We start from the raw sequence: 6,938 nt of genomic DNA on the forward strand, positions 1-6,938 counted from the left end.
CTATTTCGCCTTGTTTCCATTTGGATCTTTTGCAAGAACCACTAACTCTCCGGCGATCAGTGAGTCTGGCGGATTATTGATAATCTTAGACTCGCTCGTAATGGGGCCAATAACCTCAACCTCTTGACCAAAATCTCTACCGATCACAATTTTAGTAAATATTGCTTTCTTTTCATTATTGACTTCAGCCAAGAAAGCACCATCTTTGCGGATAATCAATGCTGATGATGGTACTCGTGGAATGGCTTTATCGGAAGGCAGGTCAATATTGACCTGAGAAAATTCACCCGCAGTGAGCACATGCTCCTGGTTGTCCATTTCAATTTCAATTAAGACTGTTCCGGAATTTTCATTCACTGCTCCTGATGAACGAACCACCTTTGCTTCAAAGATTTTTTCTGGAAATTCAGGAACGCGAATCTTTGCCGGAATGCCAGGGCGAATATCATTCATGAATACTTGTGGAATATTCACAAAAAGACGTAACTTATCAATATTAGCTACGTTAAATAAAGGCTTCCCAGACCCAATACTCACCAATGCGCCTACATCTATATTTCTTTCGGTGACAATGCCAGCAAATGGCGCAGGAATATTTTTATACTCAGAGAATATTTCTGCCTTTTCCAAATTTGCCTCTGCAATTTGGCGCAAGGATCTCCTAGTCTCGTATTCAGTTGTCTTTTGATCTAGCTCCTGCCTTGAAACGGCATCTTCCGCAAATAAATTTTTCCATCGTGTCAGTGAAATTTTGGCAAGCGCTTCATTGCTCTTTGCTGAAATCAAATCAGATTTTGCTTGCTGCAGTTGCTGATCTACTTCAGGCGCCTCAATTCTGCCTAAAATTTCACCCTTTTTTACCTGCGATCCAATATCTTTATCCCACTTCTTCATGTAACCGTTAACACGAGAATAAATAGGGGCATCTAAATAGGCCTCCAGTCGCCCAGGGAATGAGATTGAATTTTCAGCACCCCCAATAACTGGGCTAATGACTGACACAACCCTTTGCGCACTTGCTTCCGAGCGAAATTTAGCAGCAACATAACCATAAATGCGAAATCCAAAGTTCAAGAGCACAACCAAAACAATTGCTTGAACTACACGCTTCTGGTTCTGATTAAGGGCCCGATATTTAGCAAAGAGGGTAATTGCCGATGCCTTTGCAAGAATCGCGTATTTTTTTGCCAATGGAATTAGGTTTTTAAAAAACTCTTTGTTGAATTTAATTGTTTTCATACGTTCTCTGATCCGTAATTTTTATGCACCAGGCTAAACACAACCGGTACAAAAATGAGTGTTGCGAATGTTGCAAAAATAAGGCCGCCTACAACTGCCCTTCCTAATGGCGCGTTTTGCTCGCCACCCTCACCTAAACCCAAGGCCATAGGCGCCATTCCAATAACCATTGCCAAGGCGGTCATCATGACTGGACGGAACCGAGAAAATCCAGCCTCTAAAGCTGCCTTAATGGGATCTTTGTCGATTGGCAATCGTTCTCGAGCAAAACTCACCACCAAAATACTGTTCGCAGTAGCAACGCCCATACACATAATGACACCGGTAAGGGCTGGAACTGATAGGCTCGTAAATGTTAAAAATAGTATCCAGATAATTCCGGCTATCGCCGCAGGTAAAGCCGTAATAATGACGAATGGATCTAACCAAGACTGGAAATTAACCACTAGGATTAAATAAATCAACACAATTGAGCCGATCAATCCGAGTCCAAGCCCGGTAAATGCAGCATTCATCGTGGAAACCTGACCTCTTAACTCCACAGTTGTACCTTTGGGGATATTTTTGGTTTCCTCTTCTATGATCCGGTTGATATCAGAAGCAACTGCGCCTAGATCGCGCCCTTGCGTATCAGCATAAATATCAAATGAAGGTTTAATGCTGTCATGCGTAACAACCGCATCTGCAAAATTTCTTCTGATAGAGGATATGCCGCCAAGAATAGTCCCCGTTGTTGCATTTGTCCCAGCCACTGGAATATTCAAGAGATCTGAAATGCTAGACACCTGAATCTGTGGCGTTTGAACTACTACCGGATAAGAAATACCATTGGATGGATTGAGCCAAAAGGCTGGTGCAACCTGACCGCTACCCGCTAATGTTGTCACCATATTATTGGTGATATCTCTTTGGGTAATTCCAATCTTCGCCGCCTGTACGCGATCTACGTCGACATTAATTTGCGGATAATTGGTTGCTTGTTGAATACGCACATCAGCAATTCCAGGAATCTTCTTAACTCGCTCCAATAACCGTGTTGTGAATGCAAAATTTTCATCTCGTTTTGTGCCCTTCACAATAATATCAATTGGAGCAGGCGCACCAAAATTCAAAATCTGACTAACAATATCTGCCGGTAAAAATGCAAAACTGGTCGAGGGGAATTTTTTTGGCAACTCCTCTCTAAGTTCTTTTACAAATTCATCTGTTGCTGAGTGTCCCTTAACAAGCGAGACCAGAATATCACCATCCTGGGGTCCAATAGTGCCTGTACTACTGTAGGCCATATTAATACCGCTGACAGATAGTCCAATATTATCCACAATACTTTCAATTTGATCAGCAGGAACTATGCGGCGAATCTCAGCTTCAATATCATTAAATTGACGCGCAGTTTCCTCAAGCCTCGTTCCGACCGGTACCCGGACATGCATCTTGATTTGACCACCATCTACCGCAGGAAAGAATTCACGTCCAAATGAAAAAATAAGAAGATATGACCCTAATACCGCCACCATGAATAAAATAATAAATTTTTTCTGATCCTGGATAACCTTCTTTAGAAATTCAAAATAATGTTTTCTAATATTGTTGAATACATCTTCAAACTGATACTGAAATCTCGCCATCATCCCCTTAATCCTGACCGACTTATTGGGATGCTTTATGTCCATCATCCACTTTAAGTGACCCGATGCATGCTCTCCATGACCATGAATTTCTTTTAAGATGTAGTTCGCAAAAGTTGGCACAAAAGTACGCGATAAGATAAAGGAGCCGATCATTGCGAACATTACGGCTTTTGCCATGGGGACAAATAAGAACTTAGATACACCCTCTAAGAAAAACATTGGCACAAACACAATACAAATACATAGTAGAGCTACAAATGCAGGGCCAACAATTTGTGCAGCGCCATCCAAAATAGCCTCCTTAATTGGCTTGCCCTGCTCCAAGTGCCAATTAATGTTCTCGATTGTGACAGTTGCATCATCCACCAAAATACCAACAGCTAGGGCAAGACCGCCCAGCGTCATGATGTTCAAAGTTTCGCCGGTAATATTTAGCATAATGACTGCAAATAAAATAGCCAGCGGAATTGATGAGGCAATGATGACAGTGGATCGCCAGCTACCCAAGAACAATAGGATCATGAGACTCGTTAAGGCTGCCGCAATTAATCCCTCATGAATAACGCCACTAATAGAGGCTTTCACAAATACAGATTGATCTCCAGTAATACTGATATTTAATTCTGGCGGCAATGACTCTTTAAGCTTCGGAACCAAGGCTTTCACGCCATCAATGATGTCTAGAGTAGATACTGCGCCTGATTTAAGAATGGTCATCAACACCGCCTTACCACCATCTAAGCGGACTAGATTTGTTTGTGGAGGAGATCCATCACGAACTTGCGCAACATCTCTTAGCTGAATCACTGCTCCACTCGTTAACTTGATAGGAAAGTCAGCAATCTCCTGAAACCCATTGACGCCATTATTGAGCTTGATACTGTATTCATACTCGCCAATTTTTTGCGTACCCGTTGGAATGATTAAGTTTTGCGCTGCTAAAGCACTAATCACATCATTTGGCGTTAATTTTCTCGCCTGTAAGGCTGCTAAACGTAAATCAATTTGAATTTGCCGTGTCTTTCCTCCGTATGGCGAAGGCACTGCACTACCAGGCACACTTGCTAAAGCCGGTCTGATAAAGTTTTGGCCAAAATCAAAAATACGTTGCTCTGATAACTGTAAGCTTGATAGCGCTAATTGCACAATAGGAACGGTAGCCGCGTTGTAGTTCAGAATAAGTGGTGGCGTAATACCTGGAGGCATCTGTTTGAGAACAGTTTGTGAAATAGAGGTGACCTGTGCAGTAGCCAATCGAATATCAACGCTCGGCTGAAAGAAAATCTTGACAATTCCATAACCAGGCAATGACTGCGATTCAATATGCTCAATATCATTCACAGTGGAACTTAGAGCGCGCTCGTAGGCGTAAACCACTCGACCAGCCATATCCTCGGGTTGCATACCTGTATATGACCAAACCACACTAATAACCGGTATACGGATCTCGGGGAAAATATCAATTGGGGATCGAAGTGCGCTGAAGACCCCCATTAAAGCTATCAAAATCGCCATCACCATAAAGGTGTAAGGCTTTTCTAAAGCCAATTTAACTAACCTAATCATATTTCAATCTTTATTAAAACTAAATTTAACAATGGAATTTATAGCCCCAAATTCAAATTGAATGTTAATTCGGGCAATATGCCCATCAATTTACACACATTGGAATACGTAAGGGTATAAACGGTATTGGGGTAAGTACAACGTCCGAAGCCAACAAAAGATGGTTCGGGTTACTTGCCCTCAAACCCTAAACTAGCCGAGGGGGCCTATAGATAGAAGATGGACTGCCGCTAAGGACATTACCAAAAATACTGATGGAAAAACCTAATTCACTTCCTAGAGGAAGAAATACCAATATATTCTCATTAATGTCGCCGAGAATATGGGCGCTTAGATTAATTTTTAGGTTTGGCTCTTTTTGCTCTAGACCCGATTTAGAGGAATCGCTAGAAAGCGCAATATCCTTTTGAACGCTTACGTAAGCCTGAGTTCTCTGGACTGCATTTTGAACAAAAATTTGTGCGCCAGAAGTCTTCACGAGTGCGAGAAAAATACAACTCGTCAAAACTAGCAATTTTATAAATTTTTGCATTTAGGAATTAGATTATGCGCCACAGATTCTGTCAAGGCATTCCTTAGGCATAAGGTAATATTTGCTGCAACGCAATATATTGCAAACTTATGCACCTTGAGAAAAGATGTCTTTCAAGGCCTTTTGATACATTTTATCACTCTACAACCATAAAACCCCATGCGCCACACGCCCCTCCCCCTTCTATTCTTTGGGCTATGCTGCTCAATATCCGCTTTTGCAGATGACGTTGATTCCCCGCGGCGGTTTATAAACTCTCCGCAGGAGTTATCTGACACTAAAGTACTTGAATTTTGGGGATATGAAAGCAACAATGGGAGTGGTTCGTTTAGTAACACCTACAAGCTAAGGTACTACAACCCTTTAGATATCGGCTCATGGCAAGGCAGACTTCGTCTAGACACCTCGGTTATTTCCACTAATACCAACAATACACAAGCTAATAATTCAGGGCAATTTAGTGCAGGCAATACTATGCTCACTTTATGGGGACAAGATAAGGATTATTTACCCAATTTAAATGCGACCATTGGGGCTAGAGTTGTATTGCCGTTTGGAAATAATGGGCAATGGGCCATTGGGCCTCAAGTCCGCTGGCTTTTTAAGCCTAATGAGGGGGTCCAAACACTTATCTCTGAATTCTCTCCATTACTTCGTTATATGTATGGATTCAACACAAAAAATAACTCTCTAGAAGTAAATCCTAATCAGCCAGTCCTACAGCGCAATCTCCAAATTTACCCTACCATTGGAGTTGAAATTACGCCAAGCACCTATCTTCGCTTTTGGGATGAAAACGGCATCATATTTAATAGTGCTGGAGGCAGCTGGTTTGTCCCTATCGATGTAATGGTTACCCATAGACTCTCAAGTGACTTTTTGTTTGCAGTAGGCGCAAGCAAGCAATTAATAGATACCTACAGCCAGTACAACTGGTCAGTGTATGGAAAAATTTCCTACAGCTTTTAGGCATTTGACTGTCTCATTCTTGAATCCATTTGTTGGTAGGAAAATAGCCAAAAAAGGCTAATATTGGTTTAACATAAATCACTCCACATACAACTCAGTTAAAGATTGCGATGAAATCGAACAAATTATTTAAAGACATATTAAGACTTGTGGCGGTTATTGCATTTAGCTCTTTTCTATCGGCTTGTGCTGGAAATGCCAGCTTTAGCACCTCAGAATCTTCTGGCTCAATCCAAGGCTACCAAAGTGTTAGAAAACCAGCTGTTGGTCAGCAGTGGGTTTACAACGTCAGAGATCTTTATAACAATTTAGTAATTGATACAATCACAGAAACTGTAGCGTCTGTTACACCTGTAATTGAAATTAAGCGCGAAAGCCAGAAGAATGGTCAGTTGACCTCTGAGATTCAGTCAAGTGCCGGACTTGTGGTACGTGACCCCTACTGGAATCCGCCAGTCAATTTTGTTGGTCCAATGCCTATGTGGCCACAATCTTCAGATAAGTCACAAACTTTTGTAACTAGTTATAAAACTGGTGAAGATAATGTCAGCACTTATCATTGGTCGTCTACCATCACATTTATTGGCGCTGAAACCTTGAATCTTGATGGGAACCAATTCAACACATTAAAAAGTACTGACTGGATTTACTTTATCAGTAACGACTTTTCTCGTCATTCATCTTTGCGACAATCCACCACTTGGTTGGCGCCCGATGTTGGCAGGTGGATTATTAAGATCACAGAGGGCTCCTATCTAGATAACAATACAGGTATTGGTAACGATCGACGTGAAAGCATGCTGCAGTACGAATTGGTTTCTTATCGGTAAGAGCCAATTACATTTATAGCGCCATAAATAAAAAAGCCTACTGAATCGCTACCAATATCTTAGACACTTCCCAACCTCGCTTGGTACTGCTGTTCAAATCTTACCGGAGAAAGTCCATTGTTGTAACTATGGCGTCTAACCGGGTTGTAAAACATTTCGATGTAATCAAAA

General features: G+C 41.6%; 6 protein-coding genes. 2 read left to right on the forward strand and 4 right to left on the reverse strand.

Features of this window, described 5'->3' with window-relative positions; all coding sequences use genetic code 11:
- The 3 genes from ICN40_RS06345 to ICN40_RS06355 form a co-directional block, all read right to left on the reverse strand.
- Nucleotides 1–1,239: an efflux RND transporter periplasmic adaptor subunit gene (locus ICN40_RS06345; RefSeq protein WP_216242894.1), complete on the reverse strand. Its 1,239-nt coding sequence runs from the start codon at nucleotides 1,237–1,239 to the stop codon at nucleotides 1–3.
- Nucleotides 1,236–4,436, reverse strand: a complete 3,201-nt coding sequence (locus tag ICN40_RS06350) for an efflux RND transporter permease subunit (RefSeq protein ID WP_216242897.1) — start codon at nucleotides 4,434–4,436, stop codon at nucleotides 1,236–1,238. The genes ICN40_RS06345 and ICN40_RS06350 overlap by 4 nt, the downstream gene beginning before the upstream one ends.
- 187 nt (nucleotides 4,437–4,623) lie before the next feature.
- Complete coding sequence (locus ICN40_RS06355) at nucleotides 4,624–4,968, reverse strand: hypothetical protein (RefSeq protein ID WP_216242898.1); 345 nt, start codon at nucleotides 4,966–4,968, stop codon at nucleotides 4,624–4,626.
- A gap of 474 nt (nucleotides 4,969–5,442) precedes the next feature.
- On the opposite strand from ICN40_RS06355, the gene ICN40_RS06360 reads away from it, so the two are divergent.
- Complete coding sequence (locus ICN40_RS06360; protein WP_216242899.1) at nucleotides 5,443–5,937, forward strand: hypothetical protein; 495 nt, start codon at nucleotides 5,443–5,445, stop codon at nucleotides 5,935–5,937.
- A gap of 110 nt (nucleotides 5,938–6,047) precedes the next feature.
- Complete coding sequence (locus ICN40_RS06365; protein ID WP_216242900.1) at nucleotides 6,048–6,767, forward strand: hypothetical protein; 720 nt, start codon at nucleotides 6,048–6,050, stop codon at nucleotides 6,765–6,767.
- A gap of 59 nt (nucleotides 6,768–6,826) precedes the next feature.
- Here ICN40_RS06365 and ICN40_RS06370 read toward each other — a convergent pair.
- A partial coding sequence (locus tag ICN40_RS06370) for an IS3 family transposase (protein ID WP_216242901.1) occupies nucleotides 6,827–6,938 on the reverse strand: 112 nt, incomplete at its 5' end.

The organism is Polynucleobacter sp. Fuers-14 (assembly GCF_018882045.1).
GTDB lineage: Bacteria > Pseudomonadota > Gammaproteobacteria > Burkholderiales > Burkholderiaceae > Polynucleobacter.